Origin of the sequence: Micromonospora sp. WMMD961 (genome assembly GCF_029626145.1) — a bacterium.
GTDB lineage: Bacteria > Actinomycetota > Actinomycetes > Mycobacteriales > Micromonosporaceae > Micromonospora.
The window spans coordinates 2,362,903-2,378,639 of sequence record NZ_JARUBJ010000002.1 but is presented as its reverse complement, the minus strand read 5'-3'; the positions used below and the strand labels follow the sequence as shown (position 1 = coordinate 2,378,639).

Annotated in this window: 11 protein-coding genes; 3 read left to right on the top strand and 8 right to left on the bottom strand. The window is 69.8% G+C overall.

Annotated features, from left to right (window positions below):
• Positions 1 to 8: 8 nt before the first annotated feature.
• Both O7614_RS11260 and O7614_RS11255 read left to right on the top strand, forming a co-directional pair.
• Complete coding sequence (locus O7614_RS11260; RefSeq protein WP_278138406.1) at positions 9 to 575, top strand: TetR family transcriptional regulator C-terminal domain-containing protein; 567 nt, start codon at positions 9 to 11, stop codon at positions 573 to 575.
• A 59-nt stretch (positions 576 to 634) separates the two neighbouring features.
• Complete coding sequence (locus O7614_RS11255) at positions 635 to 1,843, top strand: low temperature requirement protein A (protein ID WP_278138405.1); 1,209 nt, start codon at positions 635 to 637, stop codon at positions 1,841 to 1,843.
• Here O7614_RS11255 and O7614_RS11250 read toward each other — a convergent pair.
• The 4 genes from O7614_RS11250 to O7614_RS11235 all read right to left on the bottom strand — a co-directional run bounded on the left by O7614_RS11250 (position 1,830) and on the right by O7614_RS11235 (position 7,055).
• Positions 1,830 to 3,143, bottom strand: coding sequence for a hypothetical protein (locus tag O7614_RS11250; protein ID WP_278138404.1), 1,314 nt, complete (start codon positions 3,141 to 3,143; stop codon positions 1,830 to 1,832). The genes O7614_RS11255 and O7614_RS11250 overlap by 14 nt on opposite strands.
• Before the next feature lie 14 nt (positions 3,144 to 3,157).
• Positions 3,158 to 4,684 (bottom strand): alkaline phosphatase D family protein, encoded by a 1,527-nt coding sequence (locus O7614_RS11245; protein WP_278138403.1) that lies wholly within the window; start codon positions 4,682 to 4,684, stop codon positions 3,158 to 3,160.
• Between the two features lie 119 nt (positions 4,685 to 4,803).
• Positions 4,804 to 5,787, bottom strand: a complete 984-nt coding sequence (locus tag O7614_RS11240) for a hypothetical protein (protein ID WP_278138402.1) — start codon at positions 5,785 to 5,787, stop codon at positions 4,804 to 4,806.
• On the bottom strand, positions 5,784 to 7,055 hold the full coding sequence (locus O7614_RS11235) for an MFS transporter (RefSeq protein WP_278138401.1): 1,272 nt from the start codon (positions 7,053 to 7,055) through the stop codon (positions 5,784 to 5,786). Before O7614_RS11235 ends, O7614_RS11240 begins: the two co-directional genes overlap by 4 nt.
• A gap of 220 nt (positions 7,056 to 7,275) precedes the next feature.
• Between O7614_RS11235 and O7614_RS11230 the strand changes: the two genes are divergently transcribed.
• Positions 7,276 to 8,652, top strand: a complete 1,377-nt coding sequence (locus O7614_RS11230) for a DNRLRE domain-containing protein (protein ID WP_278138400.1) — start codon at positions 7,276 to 7,278, stop codon at positions 8,650 to 8,652.
• Between the two features lie 1,028 nt (positions 8,653 to 9,680).
• Here O7614_RS11230 and mmsB read toward each other — a convergent pair.
• The 4 genes from mmsB to O7614_RS11210 all read right to left on the bottom strand — a co-directional run bounded on the left by mmsB (position 9,681) and on the right by O7614_RS11210 (position 15,619).
• Positions 9,681 to 10,931 carry a multiple monosaccharide ABC transporter permease gene (gene mmsB / locus O7614_RS11225; RefSeq protein WP_278138399.1) on the bottom strand — a complete coding sequence of 417 codons (1,251 nt, stop codon included), beginning with the start codon at positions 10,929 to 10,931 and terminating at the stop codon, positions 9,681 to 9,683.
• Complete coding sequence (gene mmsA, locus O7614_RS11220; protein WP_278138398.1) at positions 10,928 to 12,466, bottom strand: multiple monosaccharide ABC transporter ATP-binding protein; 1,539 nt, start codon at positions 12,464 to 12,466, stop codon at positions 10,928 to 10,930. Before mmsA ends, mmsB begins: the two co-directional genes overlap by 4 nt.
• 80 nt (positions 12,467 to 12,546) lie before the next feature.
• The gene (gene chvE / locus O7614_RS11215) at positions 12,547 to 13,689 is read right to left on the bottom strand and encodes a multiple monosaccharide ABC transporter substrate-binding protein (RefSeq protein ID WP_278138397.1); all 1,143 of its coding nucleotides are present in this window, start codon (positions 13,687 to 13,689) and stop codon (positions 12,547 to 12,549) included.
• A 274-nt stretch (positions 13,690 to 13,963) separates the two neighbouring features.
• Entirely contained in the window at positions 13,964 to 15,619 is a 1,656-nt protein-coding gene (locus O7614_RS11210) for a ricin-type beta-trefoil lectin domain protein (protein ID WP_278138396.1), read from the bottom strand.
• Positions 15,620 to 15,737 lie beyond the last annotated feature (118 nt).

Here is a 15,737-nt window from a genome sequence, read left to right as displayed (position 1 = left end):
TCGAGGCCATGCCGAAGAAGGTCGACCACCAGGAGCGACGCACCCTCATCGCGGACGCGTTGATGCGGGTCGCCGCCGATCAGGGCCTGGAGGCCGTCAGCCTCCGACACGTGGCCGCGGCGGCCGGCGTGTCCGCCGGGATGGTCCAGCACTACTTCCGGACCAAGGACGAGATGATGGCGTTCGCGTTGAGCGTGGTGCGCGAGCGCAGCCAGATCCGGGTCACCGAGGCGGTGGCCCGGCTGGGCGAGAACCCGCCGCCCCGGCTGCTGCTGCGCACGATGCTCGCCGCGCTGCTGCCGCTGGACGAGCACACCCGCGACGACGGGCGGGTGGCACTCGCGTTCCTCGCCTACACGGCGGTGCGTCCGGCCGCCGCGACCGGCCTTCGCGAGGGGACTCGACAGCTCACCGAGTTCGTCGCCGGCGTCCTGCCCGCCGGCCGGGGCGACGCCGCCGCGGCCGGCCTGCTGGCGCTGATGGAAGGGCTGGGTGTCTACCTGCTCGGCGGGCAGTACACGGCCGAGCAGGCGCTGGACGCGCTGGACGCGCACCTCGACCTGCTCTTCGGCTGATCCGGTCGTAGCTGGCCGTTGGCCCCCGGACACGGTGGTCAGCAGACCAGGATGAGCGGATGAGCCGCGTCCACCGGTCCCGGCCGGTGCTGGTCGAGGAGGCACACCGGGCCACCACCTTCGAGATCTTCTTCGACCTGGTGCTGGTCTTCGCGCTGACGCGGCTCATCGGCTTCATGGCGGAGTCGCTGGATCCGCTCACCCTCTACCAGGGGCTGCTGCTCCTGCTCTGGTTCTGGTACGCGTGGAGCTGCTACGCCTGGCTCGGCAATCAGGTCCGCGCGGACAACGAGCCAGTGCTGGCCGGGATGCTCGTGGCGATGGCCGCCATCTTCGTGGCCGCGCTGGTGATACCGCAGGCGTGGGAGCGCCACGACGGCGCGCTGAGCCCGCCGCTCACCCTGGCCGTCGCCTACATCGTGGTCCGCGGGCTGCACCTCACCCTGATGTTCTACGCCTCGTCCGGCAACCCGCAGTACCGCCGGCAGGCCTGGCGCTTCGCCGCGACGACCACCCTCGCCTGGATCCCGCTGCTGCTGGGAGCCGTCCTCGGCGGGACCGCGCAGACCGTGCTGTGGACCGTGGCGTTCGTCGTCGACTACGGCGGCGGCCGGATCGTCACCGCCGCCAGTTCCGGGGAGGTCCGCAGCGGGGCCCACTTCGCCGAACGCCACGGCCTGGTGCTGATCATCGTGCTCGGCGAGTCCCTGCTGTCGGCCGGGGCCGGCACGGGCCTGGCCATGATCGCCTGGCCGGTGCTGCTGGCCGCGGTGTTCGGCTTCGCCGCGACGGTGTCCCTGTGGTGGCTCTACTTCGTGGGCGTCGCCCCGGCTGCCGCGAAGGTGCTGACCTCGGCGTCGCCGCGCTCCCGACGCCGCCAACAGCTGGCGTCGGACGCGTACACGCTGGCGCACCTGCCGCTGGTCGCCGGCGTCGTCTACTTCGCCCTGGGCATCCACCTGGTCCTCGCGAGCCTGACCGATCAGCCGGGCCACCCCAGCGGGGAGCCGATGGGGTGGCCGGCGACTGCTGCGCTCTACGGCGGAACCGCGCTCTACCTCGTCGGCCGTCTGCTGTTCCTCCGGCTGACCGTCGGAGGCTCGCCGGGTCAGCTGGTCCCGATCGGCGTCGTCCTCCTGTTGCTGCCGGTGGCCCGGATCCTGCCCGCGCTGGCCGCACTCGGGCTGCTGGCGGCCTCCCTCGCCGCCCTGGTGCTGTACGAGCGACTGAGCCGGACCGATCGAGCCCGTCGGCTCAGTGCGTCGTGACGCCCGCCCGCGCCTTCAGTTGACGCAGTTCGTCGGCGGACATCAGCCAGGTGGAGTTCGTCGTACCCAGGCCGAGGAGCACCTGGTCGAAGGTGTTCCCGTCGTTGTCGTCGGTGTAGCAGACGCTCACCTCTCCCCAGGGGGACGCGGCGAGCGCGAAGTGCTCCTGGCGACCCGTCGTGGTCTGGCTCAGCGCCTGGGCCGGCAGCCGACCGTCGGCCGTGCCGTCCGGGTTGAGGCCCCGGGCCCAGACGTCCAGGTTGGTGCCGGACAGCGTCCAGCCCACCACGGCGTTGTCCTGGTCGTCGATGCCCACGCTGGGCACGATGGCACCAGACCCGGTGGAGACCTCGACCTCCCCGTGCCGGGCCGTGCCGGCCGCGGTGAACGACCGGGCCCAGACCCCCCGGGTGCCGGTGTGGTCGGATTCCCAGCCGACGGTGAAGTCACCGGCGAAGTTCGCCGCCACCGAGGCACGCCGCTGCTGGCCGCCGCTCTGCGCGTTGGCCGTCCGCCGGGACAGCACCACCGCGCCGGTGGACCGGGCCAGCCGGGTCAGCCCGATGTTGTACGACCCGTTCGCGTCGGCGTCCTCGTCCCAGACCACAAGTGCCTCTCCGGAGGCGGACACCGCCACGTCGGGGCGATGGTGGCTGCCCGTCGTCTGCGAGGCCGTCACCTCGTACCCCTTGGTGGTGGGCGCGGTGAAGCCGGCGGCCTTGACGGTGGCCGGCGCGGTCCCCTGCACGTCCTCCCACACCACGGCGAAGCCGACCGCGCCCGTGGTCGGTGCGCCGTCCGGGTCGACGGCGACCTTCGGCCAGATCTGCTGCCCGGCGTCGGAGGCGTTGGCCTGGCCCGAGCCGAGCACCGCGCCGGTCGGCGAGACCACCCGGTACTGGATGTTGTAGTAGCCGTTGCCGTCGCCGTCGGCGGCCCAGACCACCACGGCGTTGCCCTTGTCGTCGAGCCCGACGTCCGGGCTGATGTGCCGCCAGGCGGCCCCGCTGGTGCCGGCGTTGGAGAGCTTCAGCTCGTACGCGGGCGTTCCGTCGCGGAACAGTCGCAGGTAGATCTCGCTGTGGGTGTCGTCCTCCGGTGCGCTGCTGTCCCGGTCGTCCTCCCACACCACGGCGACCTGACCGTTGCGGTTCATGGCGATGGAGGGCAGGTCCTGGTCGCCGGTGGCGACGCTGTTCGCGGTGGTCCAGGTGACCGCCTCGGCGGTCATCGCGGTCGGTCCGGGAACCACGATCGGGATCAGCAGGGACGCGGTGAGCAGTGCGGTGATCGCGCTCATTGTGGCTCTCTCTCTTACCCGGCCTGCAGGCCGGGCTGGCCGTCGAGGATGACGAACGAACGCACTGTGGAGGCCGGCGCGCCGTGCTCGGTCACCGTGTTAACCGCGCGGAAGTCGGCCCGGACCTGGCTGCGGCTGATGGTGGTACGGACGTAGCCGCGCCGGTCCGAGTAGAACTTCAGGTGCGGGTTGGCCGCCGCGTTCGGGACCGTGGTGCTGCCGCTGCCGTTGCCGGTCGAGCTGATCGAGGTGCAGACCAGTTCGGTGCCGATGGTGGCCGAGGAGAGGTTGGCGTAGTCGGCCTTGAGGTCGTTGGCCCACGACCGGTGCACGTCGCCGGTGAGCACCAGCGGGTTGCGCACCCCGCGCTGCTGCCAACCGGTCTGGATGCGGCTGCGGGAGGCCCGGTAGCCGTCCCAGGCGTCCATGCTCGCCGCCCCGTTCGCGTCGAGCTGCTGGGCGAAGAAGACCTGCTGGCCGAGGATGTCCCAGGTGCCGTAGCGCTGGGCCAGCCCGTCGAGCAGCCACGCCTCCTGGGTCGCCCCGGTCAGCGACCGGGAGGCCAGGTCGGCGTCGGCGCAGACCTTCCAGCCGTCCCCGCACGCCTGGTCGTCGCGGAACTGCCGGGTGTCGAGCATGTGGAAGGTGGCGAGCTGGCCCCACCGGACGCGCCGGTACAGCGGGATGCTGTTGCCGTTCGCGGCCGAGGCCGGGCGCAGCGGCATGTTCTCGTAGTACGCCCGGTACGCGGCGGTCCGCCGGGCGGTCCACTGCGCGGCGGTCAGCGTGGGGCTGCTGTCGTTGCGGACCATGTTGGCGTAGTTGTTCTCCACCTCGTGGTCGTCCGGCACCACCAGCCAGGGTGCCGCCGCGTGCGCTGCCTGCAGGTCCGGGTCGGACTTGTACAGCGCGTACCGGCGGCGGTAGTCGGCCAGCGACACGATCTCGGCGCCGACGTGCTGGCGCACCGCGGAGGTGTTGACACCTCCCTCGTAGATGTAGTCCCCGAGGTGCAGGATCAGCCCTGGATTGTCCTCGGCCATCCGCCGGTACGCGGTGTAGTAACCGGCCTCGTAGTGCGCGCACGAAGCGAACGCCATCACCAGGTCGCGGCCGAAGGCGCTGGGTGCCGGGGCGGTCCGGGTCCGCCCGACCGGGGAGATCTGGCCCTGGGCCCGGAACCGGTAGTAGTAGTCGGAGTCCGCCGCGAGGCCACCGGCGATCGCGTGCACCGAGTGCGCGTCGGCGTACCGGGCGACCACCGAGCCGGAGGCGACCAGCGAGGTGAACCGGTCGGTGGTGGACACCTGCCACTCGACTGTCACGTCGGCGTTGGCCATGCCGCCCTGCCCGTCGGCGTTGAGCGGGGAGGGTGCCAGGCGAGTCCAGAGGACCACGCTGTCGGGCGCCGGATCACCGGACGCCACACCGAGTTTGAAGGGGTACGGCGCCGCGGCGCGGGCACCCTGGCGGGGTGTCACCGCGACTCCGGCGGTGACCAGTCCACTGAGGACGAAGATGCGACGGCTGAGCCTTGTCATGGTCAAGAGCCTCGGTAACGTCGATGAACGGCGATGGCTGCGAGGCGGAATCCGACATGACGGAATGCTGTCCGCGCCAAGGCGTTCAGGTGTCCTGACCACCCGACGAGGCCGGACCGTCAGGTCAGCGGGGACGGCGACTCGGCGCCGGGGATCACGAGTTTCGGCGCGCCGGACCCGTCCGCCGGGACGCTCCACACGTCCGGCCGACCGTCGTCCTGCCGCAGCGTGTAGGCCAGCGTGCCGCCGTCCAGCCAGGCGGCCTGGTCGTCGACGCTCGTCGTCTCGGCCGTCGCGGTGACCCGCATGGTCGCCAGGTCGAGGACCGAGAGCCGCCAGCCCTTCGCCGGGTCGACGTCTACCGCCTCCTTGAACGCGAGCCGGGTGCCGTCCGGTGACAGCGACGGGCACTCGACGTTCTCCTTCAGCGTCTCGACCGTACGGGCGGCGAGGTCACCCCGGACGAGGTACCTCTTACCCCCGGTCGACATGGTCGCGTAGAAGCGGTTGTCGTCGGCGGTGAAGGTGACACCCCAGTAGTTGACGTCCGGGTGGCGGTAGCTCCGACCGTCCTTCGTGATCGCGAACTCCTCCAGCGAGGCGACCGTGGCACCGCTGGCGGTGTCGAGGATTCCGGTGCGGGTGGAGAAGCCGCTGGAGGTGTAGGAGTCGCCGCCGACGAACGTCGTCCACGAGACCATCCGTCCGGAGGACGAGACCCGGGCCCGGTTCGGCAGGCCCGGCACGCTGATCGCCCGGGTCTCGCGCAGCGCGGCGTCCAGCACGACCATCTGGTACGACCACGCGGTCTCCGGCTTCAGACAGACACCGGTGCCGGCGGCGGCGTACACCCGCAGGCATTCCAGGCCGGAGACCGTACGCGACCCCGCGGGATCGGCCGTCGCGACGGTGGACAGGTGCCGGTCGGTGATCGCCAGCAGGCGCGGTCCGGGTGTGAGGGTGACCGTCTGGGCGCCGGTGGCGGATGGCGGCGTCGGGGTGGTTTCCGCCGCCATGGCCACGTAGCCGGCCGCCACACTGCCCAGCAGCACGGCCGAGGCGGTCAGCACGGCGAGTTTCGCCCGGCTCGACATCGCGGTCATCGGAGCACCTTCCGGGTGTTCAGGCGGGACGGGGAGACCAGCAGGAGCAGCGTGAGGACCAGGACTCCGGCGACGGCGACGGCCGCCGCGCGGATCGCGGTCTCCGGGCCGAACGCCTGCCAGGCAAGACCGAACAGGACCGAGGAGACGAGGTACGCCAGTGCCTGCCCGGTCTGCACGAGCGCGATCCCGGTGGTCCGCAGCCGCGCCGGCAGGACCGGACCGGCGAGCGCGATGAGCACGCCGTCGGTGGCCGCGTAGAACGCGCCGTAGAGCGTCAGCGTCAGCACGATCAGCGGCCAACCGTCGACCGGACCGGCCAGCAGCAGGTACGTCGCACCGAGGGCGGTGTAGCCGCCGAGCACCACGGGCAGTCGACCGATCCGGTCGGCGAGTACGCCGAGCGGCGCGGCGAGCAGCAGGTAGGCCAGGCTGGTGCCCACCGCGAGCAGCGGGAACCAGCGCAGGCCGAGGTCCTCCCGACGCTGCAGCAACAGGTAGACGAATCCGTCGCCGACGGTGGCCAGCCCGAGCATCGCCGCGGCCAGCACGAGCCGACGGGCGGGTCCGCCACGGAACAGCCCGAGAGCCTCCCGGACGGAGACCTTCGGCTCGTCCTTCACGTCGCCCGGTGGCCGCTCCCGGACGAAGAGCACGAGCACCACGACCGCCAGGGCCGCGATGCAGAAGCTGGTCACGAACACCGCGTCGTACGACTGCCCGACGACCAGCAGAACCGCGAACGCGGCGAGGGGCCCGAGGAAGGCGCCGACGCTGTCCATCGCCCGGTGCACCCCGAACGCCCTACCCAGCGCCTCCGGTGGGGTGGAGAGCGTGATCAGGGCGTCGCGCGGAGCGCTGCGGACACCCTTGCCGAGCCGGTCGACGGCGATGACGGCGCCGATCGCCGGTATCGACCGGCCGGCGAGCAGCAGCCCGAGCTTCGCGACGGCCGAGAGCGTGTAGCCGACACCCGCGATCAGCTTGCGTCGCTGGAACCGGTCGGCGGCGTAGCCACCGACGACCCGCAGGAGCGCCGTCGCTCCGGTGTGCAGGCCGTCGAGCACGCCGAACGCCACCGGGCTGAGTTGCAGACCCAGCACCAGATAGAGGGGCAGGACGGCGGCCACCATCTCGGCCGAGACGTCGGTGATCAAACTGACCGTACCGAGGGCGACGACGTTGCCGCTGACCATCGCCAACCGTCGACGCCGTGGCCCCGACTCCGGTGGGTCGGCGGCCGGCCGGGAGACGGTCGACAGGTACACGAGCATCTCCTCGGATCGACGGTCGACGGGCAGCCATCGTCCGTACTCGGTGCAGAGGACACAACGGACCGCGGGTGGCATCCGGGCGAGCGACGGATGAACGAGCTCCCAACAGCGAGGTGTTCGCCTGTCGGGACGTACTGTTCATCCGCCCGTCGCCCGCCAGCCGATCGATATTCCTACATTCCTTGCGCTCTTCCCACGAGGTAAGGAGTCCTGGATGGACATTCGATTCCCCCGTCCGCCGGTGACGCTGGGGGTGGTCACGGTGGTCCTCGCCGCGACCGCCGCCGTCGTCGTGACCGGCGCTGGCGCTGCGTCGGCAGCGAGCGTGACGTTCACGCCGGTCGCCGACACCTACGTCCAGAGCGACACGGCCTCCACCAGCTATGGCACGTCCACGCAGATCGTGGTCGACAACTCGCCCGTGCGGCGCTCGTTCCTGCGCTTCACGGTGAGCGGCGTCAGCGGCACGGTGACCACCGCCAAGCTGCGGCTGCGCACGATCAGCGGCAACAGCGGCAGCGACGCGGGTGGCACGTTCCGCCGGATGTCCAACACGACCTGGTCGGAGACCGGCACGACCTGGAACAACCAACCGGCCATCGACGGAGCCACGCTCGGCACGATCGGTGCGGTCGGCAGCAACACCTGGTACGAGGTCGACGTCACCTCGGCGGTGACCGGCAACGGCACGTACAGCTTCGGTGCGACCTCCGCCAGCGGCGACGGCGCGTACTACGACACCCGCGAGAGTGGCGCGGACGCCCCGCAACTGGTGGTCACCACCGGGACCACGACGCCTCCGTCCGGCGACCCGGTGTTCGTCGGCGCGGGCGACATCGCCGACTCCGGCTCCGGCGACAGCGCTACCGCCGCGTTGCTCGACACCATCTCCGGCACGGTCTTCACCACCGGCGACAACGTCTACGACAGCGGCACCGCGTCGCAGTTCACCAACTACTACGCGCCCACCTGGGGCCGGCACAAGTCGCGCACCCGGCCGTCACCGGGCAACCACGACTACAACACGTCGGGCGCGACCGGCTACTACAACTACTTCGGTACGTCCGCCGGCCCGAGCGGTCGCGGCTACTACTCATTCGACCTCGGCAACTGGCACATCGTCTCACTGAACTCGAACATCAGCATGTCGGCCGGATCGACGCAGGAGCAGTGGCTGCGCGCGGACCTGGCCGCCAGCAGCAAGCCGTGCACGCTGGCGTACTGGCACCACCCGCTGTTCACGTCCAGCTCCAACCACGCGCCGTCGACGTCGACGCGCCCGCTGTACCAGGCGCTCTACGACTACAACGCGGACGTCGTGGTGTGGGGGCACAACCACGTGTACGAGCGGTTCGCGCCGATGAACCCCTCCGGCGGCGCAGATTCCAGCCGGGGTCTGCGCAGCTTCGTCGCCGGCATGGGTGGCGCCGGACACTACAGCTTCGGCACCATCCAGCCCAACAGCGAGGCACGTAACAGCTCGGCGTGGGGCGTCCTGAAGTTCACCCTGCACTCCGGCAGCTACGACTGGCAGTTCGTGCCGGTGGCCGGGCAGACCTACAACGACAGCGGCACCGGCAACTGCCACTGACCGGGTGATCCCGCTGCGTCGTTCGCGGTGCAGCGGGATCCCCTCCCGCCACGACCCACGCCGACCCTGGACACCGCACCACACGCCTCCGCTCCACGCGGACGCCCGCGTCCCGGGCTCCCGCTCCGGCCCCGGCCCCGGCCCCGGCCCCGGCCCCGGCCCACGATCTCGGGCCCGAGGCCCGGGGCCCGGGGCCCGCGGCCCTGCGACACTGTGACCCCAGGGCCCCGTAACCACATGGCTCTGCGCCCACGACGTGCCCTCGGGCCTGACGACCTCGAGCCCCAGCGCGGAAGTCCGGCGAGCGCCCCACACCGGGGTAGCGGTGGGCGGTGATGACGTGCGCGGCTCGCTGTAGACCTGCCCCACTCGTGGGGCGGTCGCGGTTCAACTGCCGGTCGCTCCGGAAAGGGATATACCAGGCAGTCAATCGAAACGGCCCACTCGATCACGGTCATCCGCGCCACTCAGGGCGAGATCTTGGACAGTTTCCGTTCAGCCCGAACGGGAACTGTCCAAGATCTACGGAAACTGCCACGCCCAACGACGCCGACCGCTCCCCAGGCGGGCGGACGGTGGGCCCGTCCACGGATACCCGACGGCGGGTCGGCGCGCCGGCCCCGCGTTGGGTCACCCCCGGCGGACGCACGGCGGGCCGGCGATGGACGCCCGCATGGCGGGCCGGCTCTGGACGCCCGCATGGCGGGCCGGCTCTGGACGCCCGCATGGCGGGCCGGCCCCCGGGCCAACGCAGGGCCGGTCCCGGTCAAGCCCTTCGCGGGGTCGCGGCCCAGATATGGGGCAGCTCTACAGGGCCGCACCGGGAAGGGTGTACCCGAGCCCGGCGAGCCAGTTGCGGCATCCCCCCGACCAGCATCCGGCCGCCTGCGACGCCCTCGGTCGAAACGGTTCGGACGGTCGGCCTCGGCACCGCTGGAGGAACGGCACCGCAAGGGACGGCACCCCGCCAAGCGACTGTGCCCCCGCCCGGATCACGGGCGGGGGCACACGTGCGTACGGTCCAGGCGTCAGCGGGCGGTGCCGGCCCGACGCTTGTTGTAGACGTCGAAGGCGACCGCGACGAGCAGGACGAGGCCCTTCACCACCGACTGGGTCGACTGGTCGATGCCCATCAGCTGCATGCCGTTGCTCATCACCGCCATGATCAGACCACCGACCATCGCGCCCACCACGGTGCCCACGCCACCGGTGACCGCCGCGCCGCCGATGAAGGCCGCGGCGATCGCGTCCAGCTCGAACATGTTGCCGGCGGCGGGTTGGGCGCCGTTCGACCGCGAGGAGTAGATGACGCCAGCCACCGCGGCCAGGAAGCCCATGTTGACGAACATCCAGAAGTTGACGGTCCGGACCTTCACGCCGGACAGCGCCGCCGCCGACAGGTTGCCGCCGATCGCGTAGACCTGGCGACCGAAGACGGTGCGCCGGGTGACCAGGCCGTAGATCAGCACGAGGACCGCGAGGATGATCAGCACGATCGGCAGACCGCGGGCGTGCGCCAACTGCCAGGCGAAGTACATGATGACCGCGCCGACCAGCACGACCCGGGCGACGAACAGCGGGAACGACTCGACGTGCTGCTGGTAGCGGATGCGCGCCACGCGGGTGCGGAAACCGCTCACCGCGTAGCCCGCCACGGCGACGGCGCCGATCAGCAACGTGAAGGCGTCGAAGCCGTTCCCGCCGAGCAGGCCGTTGAGGAAGCCCGCCGCGACCTTCTGGTATTCGGCCGGGAACGGCGACAGCGAGATGTTGTCGAGCACCCGCAGGGTGAGGCCCCGGAACAGCAGCATGCCCGCCAGGGTCACGATGAAGGCCGGAATACCGGCGTACGCCACCCAGAAGCCGTGCCAGGCACCGACCGCGACGCCGACGGCGAGTGCCGCCAGGACACCCACCCACCAGGGATGGCCCTGCTGGATCACCAGCACGGCGGAGACCGCTCCGGTCAGCGCGACGACCGATCCGACCGACAGGTCGATGTGCCCGCCGATGATCAGGATGACCATCCCGATCGCGAGCACCAGGATGTACGAGTACTGGAGGACGATGTTGGTGATGTTGCCGGGGCTCAGCAGCACCCCGTCGGTCAGGATCGCGAAGAGCGCGACGATGACGACCAGGGCGACGTAGATCCCGCTCTGCCGCAGGTTGTTCAACACCAACGCCCGCAGGTCGCTCGTCCCGCTGCGCAGGGCGGCGCCGGGCGCGCTGTCCGGGGGCGTCGGGCGCTCCGTCGAAGGGGTCTTGATGTCGGTCATCCGACGAGCTCCTTGTCCTTGGTCATCAGCTCCATGAGGCTCTCCTGAGTCGCCTCGGCCACCGGCATCTCACCGGTGATCCGGCCGGCGGCGAGGGTGTAGATGCGGTCGCACATCCCGAGCAGCTCCGGCAGCTCGGAGGAGATGACGATCACTGCTTTGCCGGCGGCCACCAGCCGGTTGATGATCGTGTAGATCTCGTACTTGGCCCCGACGTCGATCCCGCGGGTGGGTTCGTCCAGGATCAGCACGTCGGGGTCGGTGAAGAGCCACTTCGACAGCACGACCTTCTGCTGGTTGCCGCCGGAGAGCTTGCCGACCACCGCCATGACGCTGGGCGTCCGGATGTTCATCTCCTGGCGGCTCGCCTCGGCAACCTTGATCTCCTCGTTGCCGTTCACCCAGCCCAGGCGGGACAGGCGGTCCAACGCGGCGGCGGAGACGTTGCGCCGGACGTCGTCGATGAGGTTGAGGCCATAGTGCTTGCGGTCCTCGGTGACGTACGCGATGCCGTTGTCGATCGCCTCGGCCACCGTACGTGCCTGCACCTCGCGCCCGCGCACGAACAGCCGGCCGCTGATGTCCCGCCCGTACGACCGACCGAACACGCTCATCGCCAGTTCGGTGCGCCCGGCGCCCATCAGGCCCGCGATGCCGACGACCTCACCGGCGCGCACGGACAGGTTGACGCCCTCGACGACCATCCGGTCCTGGACCGGGTGCCGCACCGTCCAGTCCTCGACGCGGAGGACCTCCTCGCCGGGCGACGACTCACGGTCGGGGTAGAAGCTGTCCAGGTCACGTCCGACCATGCCCCGGATGATCCGCTGCTGGGTCACGTCGTCGGACTTCATGTCGAGGGTCTCCACCGTGCGCCCGTCCCGGATGACGGTCGTCGCGTCGGCGATCGCCATGATCTCGTTGAGCTTGTGCGAGATCATGATGCAGGTGATGCCCTGGTCCCTAAGTGCCCGTAGCAGGTCGAGCAGGTGCGCGGAGTCGACGTCGTTGAGCGCGGCGGTCGGCTCGTCGAGGATGAGCAGCTTCACCTGCTTCGACAGCGCCTTGGCGATCTCCACCAGCTGCTGCTTGCCGACGCCGAGCTGGATGACCGGGGTGACGGGGTTCTCGTGCAGCCCGACGGACTCCAGCAGCTTCGTCGCCTCGGCGTTGGCCAGGTTCCAGTCGATGAGCCGGCTGCGGCCACGCCGCTCGTTGCCGAGGAAGATGTTCTCCGCGATCGACAGGTACGGCACCAGGGCGAGCTCCTGGTGGATGATGACGATGCCGTTGGCCTCGCTGTCGCGGATGCCCCGGAACTGCATCGGTTTGCCGTCGAAGAGGATCTCGCCGTCGTACGAGCCGGACGGGTGGACGCCGGACAGCACCTTCATCAGGGTTGACTTTCCGGCGCCGTTCTCCCCGCAGATGGCGTGGATCTCCCCGCGACGGACGGAGAGGGTGACGTCCTCCAGCGCGGTCACGCCGGGGAAGGTCTTCGTGATGCGGCGCATCTCAAGGATGGTGTCGTCCATGGTCACTGTCCTCTGTCAGGTCGGACGTGGTACGCCACGGCGTCGGGCCCGGCGGAGACCGCCGGGCCCGACGACTGGCTTTACTTCTTGGCCTGGCCGGCGGCGACCTCTTCCGCCGTCCAGTAGCCCGAGTCGATCAGCGTCGCCTTGATGTCGTCCTTGTAGACGGTGGCGATCGGCAGCAGGTACGCCGGGACGACCTTGACGCCGTTGTTGTACGTCTGGGTGTCGTTGGCCTGCGGCTGCTTCTTCTGGAGGAACGCCTCAGACGCGTTGACGGCCTGCTCGGCCAGCAGTCGGGTGTCCTTGAAGACGGTCGAGTTCTGCACGCCGTCGTTGATCAGCTTGATCGAGGCGATCTCCGCGTCCTGGCCGGTCACCACCGGGAGCTTCTTCGCGCCGCTGCCGTAGCCGGCGTTCTGCAGGGCGGTGATGATGCCACGGGAGATGCCGTCGTACGGGGACAGCACCCCGTCGACCTTCGAGCCGTCGTTGTAGCTGGAGGTGAGCAGGTTCTCCATCCGCTTCTGCGCGGTCTCCTGCTGCCACCGCAGGATGGCGATCTGCTCGGGGGTGGTCTGCTTGGACTTGACGACCAGCGTGCCGTCCTCGATGAACGGCTTCAGCGTGTCCATCGCACCGCCGTAGAAGTACTGGGTGTTGTTGTCGTCGAGCGACCCGGCGAAGAGCTCGACGTTCAGCGGACCCTTGGCAGTGCCCTTCGAGCCGTCCTTGTTCAGCAGCCCGAGACCGACGAGCAGCGCGGTGCCCTGGGCGACGCCGACCTTGTAGTTGTCGAAGCTGACGTAGAAGTCGACGTCCTTGCTGCCGCGGATCAGCCGGTCGTAGGAGATGACCGGGATCTTCGCGGCCGCGGCGGCCTGCAGCTGGCTGTTGAGCGCCGTACCGTCGATCGCCGCGATCACCAGGACATCCGCACCCTGGGTGATCATCTGGTCGACCTGCTGCGACTGCGTGGGGATGTCGTCGCCGGCGTACTGGAGGTCGACCTTGTAGCCCTTCGCCTCAAGCTTGGACTTCACCGCGTTGCCGTCGGCGATCCACCGCTCCGAGGTCTGGGTCGGCATCGACACGCCAATGGTGAGGTCGCTGGGCTTCTCACCGCTCTTGTCGCCGTCGCTGCCCGCGCCCTCGCCACTGCACGCCGCAAGGCTCAGCGCCAGCGCCGCGCTGCCGAGAGCAACCAGGAATTTCCTGCGCACGGGGTTCTCCTCTCTGGACTCCCCCGCCGACTGCCGGGGCCAACTGTCATCTTTCGGGTAGTGTTAGCGCTCACATAGGTTGCGTCAACACCTGGTTCGAAATACCGGTGTCACGGTCTCGTAACGGAGCATCCAGGCGAGCGTAGCCATGCAGTCAATCTCCCGGGAGTGAGCGCTCGACCACTCTCCGAGGTCAGCCTGGCGCCTCACACGCTGATGCCCGCGGACGACCGTAGTCGTCCGCGGGCACCGGTAGAAGCGCCGGTTCGGTGAGCTACCGCTGCGACCACCGCTGGTTGGCCGCCGCGGTGCAGGTCCAGAGGATCACCGTGGTGCCGTTGGCCGTGCCGTTGTTGTTGACGTCCAGGCAGAGCCCGGACTGGACCCCGCTGATCGTCCCGTTGGCGTTGAGGGTCCACTGCTGGTTGGTCCCACCGTTGCAGTCCCAGATCTGCACCTTGGCGCCGGCCGTGGCGTTGAGGGGGGCGTCCAGGCACTTACCCAGCGCCTGCAGGGTCTGACCGGTCCTGGTCCAGCGCTGGTTGGCGGCGCCGTTGCAGTCCCAGATGACCGGCTGGGTGCCGTTGGCGGTGTTGCTGTTCGGCACGTCGAGGCAGCGGCCGGAGGCGGCGCTGGCGTACGCGCTCGACGTGGTCGGCGGCGGAGTCGTCGGAGGAGTCGTCCCGCCACCGCTGACCCGGTACACGACCGTGCCGTGCGCCGGGACGCTGGCACTGATCGTGCCGCTGCTGGAGCTGGTGCCACCGGTCCACGCGTCCACCAGCGTGAAGGACGAGCCGGACTTACCGATGGCGGAAGCCGTGGTCGAGATCGTCGTCGTCGAGCCGCCCTGGTTGAAGAGGGCGACGGCGACGTCCCCGTTGGCGAGCCGCTTGGCCAGCACCCGACGCGTACCGTCGAACGACACCTGCGTCCCCTGCAACCCGAGCGAGTCCTGGTTGATCGCGATCAGGTTGGCGTTCTTGAGGATGGTCTGCGTCGCGGCGTTCATGTTCCGGACGTCGTTGCCGGCGATCAACGGCGACGCCATGATCGCCCACATCGCGAAGTGGCTGCGCATCTCCGTGTCGTTCATGCCGCCGCGGCCGACCTCCATCATGTCCGGGTCGTTGAACCCACCCGGGCGCGCGTAGGAGGCCAGCGGAACGGTCACGTTGATGATGTTCTGGATGCCCATCGGGTAGCCGTTGCTCTGACCGGTGTCCCACGCGTTGGTGATGTCCTCGGTGGTCCGCCACATGTTGGCCACGTCGCCCCAGTTGCGCTGCGGGCCGGTCTTGGCGTGGATGCTGTTCGGGTTGATGCTGTAGACGATGGGTCGGCCGGTGGCGGCCAGCGCGTCCCGCATCTTGGCGAAGGTGGTCACCTGGTCGTTGATGCTGCCCTCCGGCGAGCACCAGTCGTACTTGAGGAAGTCGACACCCCAGGCGGCGAACTGGCGGGCGTCCTGCACCTCGTGACCCCGGCTGCCGGTGGCTCCGGGGTAGGACCCGAAGTACTGCGCGCAGGTCTTGTCGACCGGCACCTGGTAGAGACCGAACTTCAGGCCCCGGGCGTGCAGGTAGTCGCCGAGCGCCTTCATTCCGCTGGGGAACCGGGTCGGGTCGCCCTGGATGTTGCCGGAAGAGTCCCGGTTCGGGTTGAACCAGCAGTCGTCGACCACGACGTACTCGTAGCCCAGGTCCCGCATCCCGCTGCTGACGATCGCATCCGCCGTGCTCCGGATCAGCGCCTCGTTGATGTTGCAGCCGAACGAGTTCCACGAATTCCAACCCATGGGGGGAGTACGCGCCACGCCATTGTCCAGCGCCTGCGCCGCTGGGGCGCGGAGGCCGACCAGGGTGCCGGCGAGGAGCAGGCCGGCCGCCAGTACGCTCCCCCAGCGTCGACCTCGTGTGATGCGGTTCATCGAACCTCCTTGTCGGTGGCGTCCGCCCCTGACTACGATCTCCGGTCGGTGGACCGATAGCTGGACGCCAATTGTTGTTAGCGTTAACAGAGACGTCCATCATGTTACGGTCACATTT

Excerpts from the sequence above, each read along its gene's own strand:
- O7614_RS11210 (WP_278138396.1), bottom strand. The coding sequence starts at position 15,619 with ATGAACCGCATCACACGAGGTCGACGCTGGGGGAGCGTACTGGCGGCC.
- O7614_RS11245 (WP_278138403.1), bottom strand. The coding sequence starts at position 4,684 with ATGACAAGGCTCAGCCGTCGCATCTTCGTCCTCAGTGGACTGGTCACC.
- O7614_RS11250 (WP_278138404.1), bottom strand. The coding sequence starts at position 3,143 with ATGAGCGCGATCACCGCACTGCTCACCGCGTCCCTGCTGATCCCGATC.
- O7614_RS11230 (WP_278138400.1), top strand. The coding sequence starts at position 7,276 with ATGGACATTCGATTCCCCCGTCCGCCGGTGACGCTGGGGGTGGTCACG.
- mmsB (WP_278138399.1), bottom strand. The coding sequence starts at position 10,931 with ATGACCGACATCAAGACCCCTTCGACGGAGCGCCCGACGCCCCCGGAC.
- mmsA (WP_278138398.1), bottom strand. The coding sequence starts at position 12,466 with ATGGACGACACCATCCTTGAGATGCGCCGCATCACGAAGACCTTCCCC.
- O7614_RS11240 (WP_278138402.1), bottom strand. The coding sequence starts at position 5,787 with ATGACCGCGATGTCGAGCCGGGCGAAACTCGCCGTGCTGACCGCCTCG.
- O7614_RS11260 (WP_278138406.1), top strand. The coding sequence starts at position 9 with ATGCCGAAGAAGGTCGACCACCAGGAGCGACGCACCCTCATCGCGGAC.
- O7614_RS11255 (WP_278138405.1), top strand. The coding sequence starts at position 635 with ATGAGCCGCGTCCACCGGTCCCGGCCGGTGCTGGTCGAGGAGGCACAC.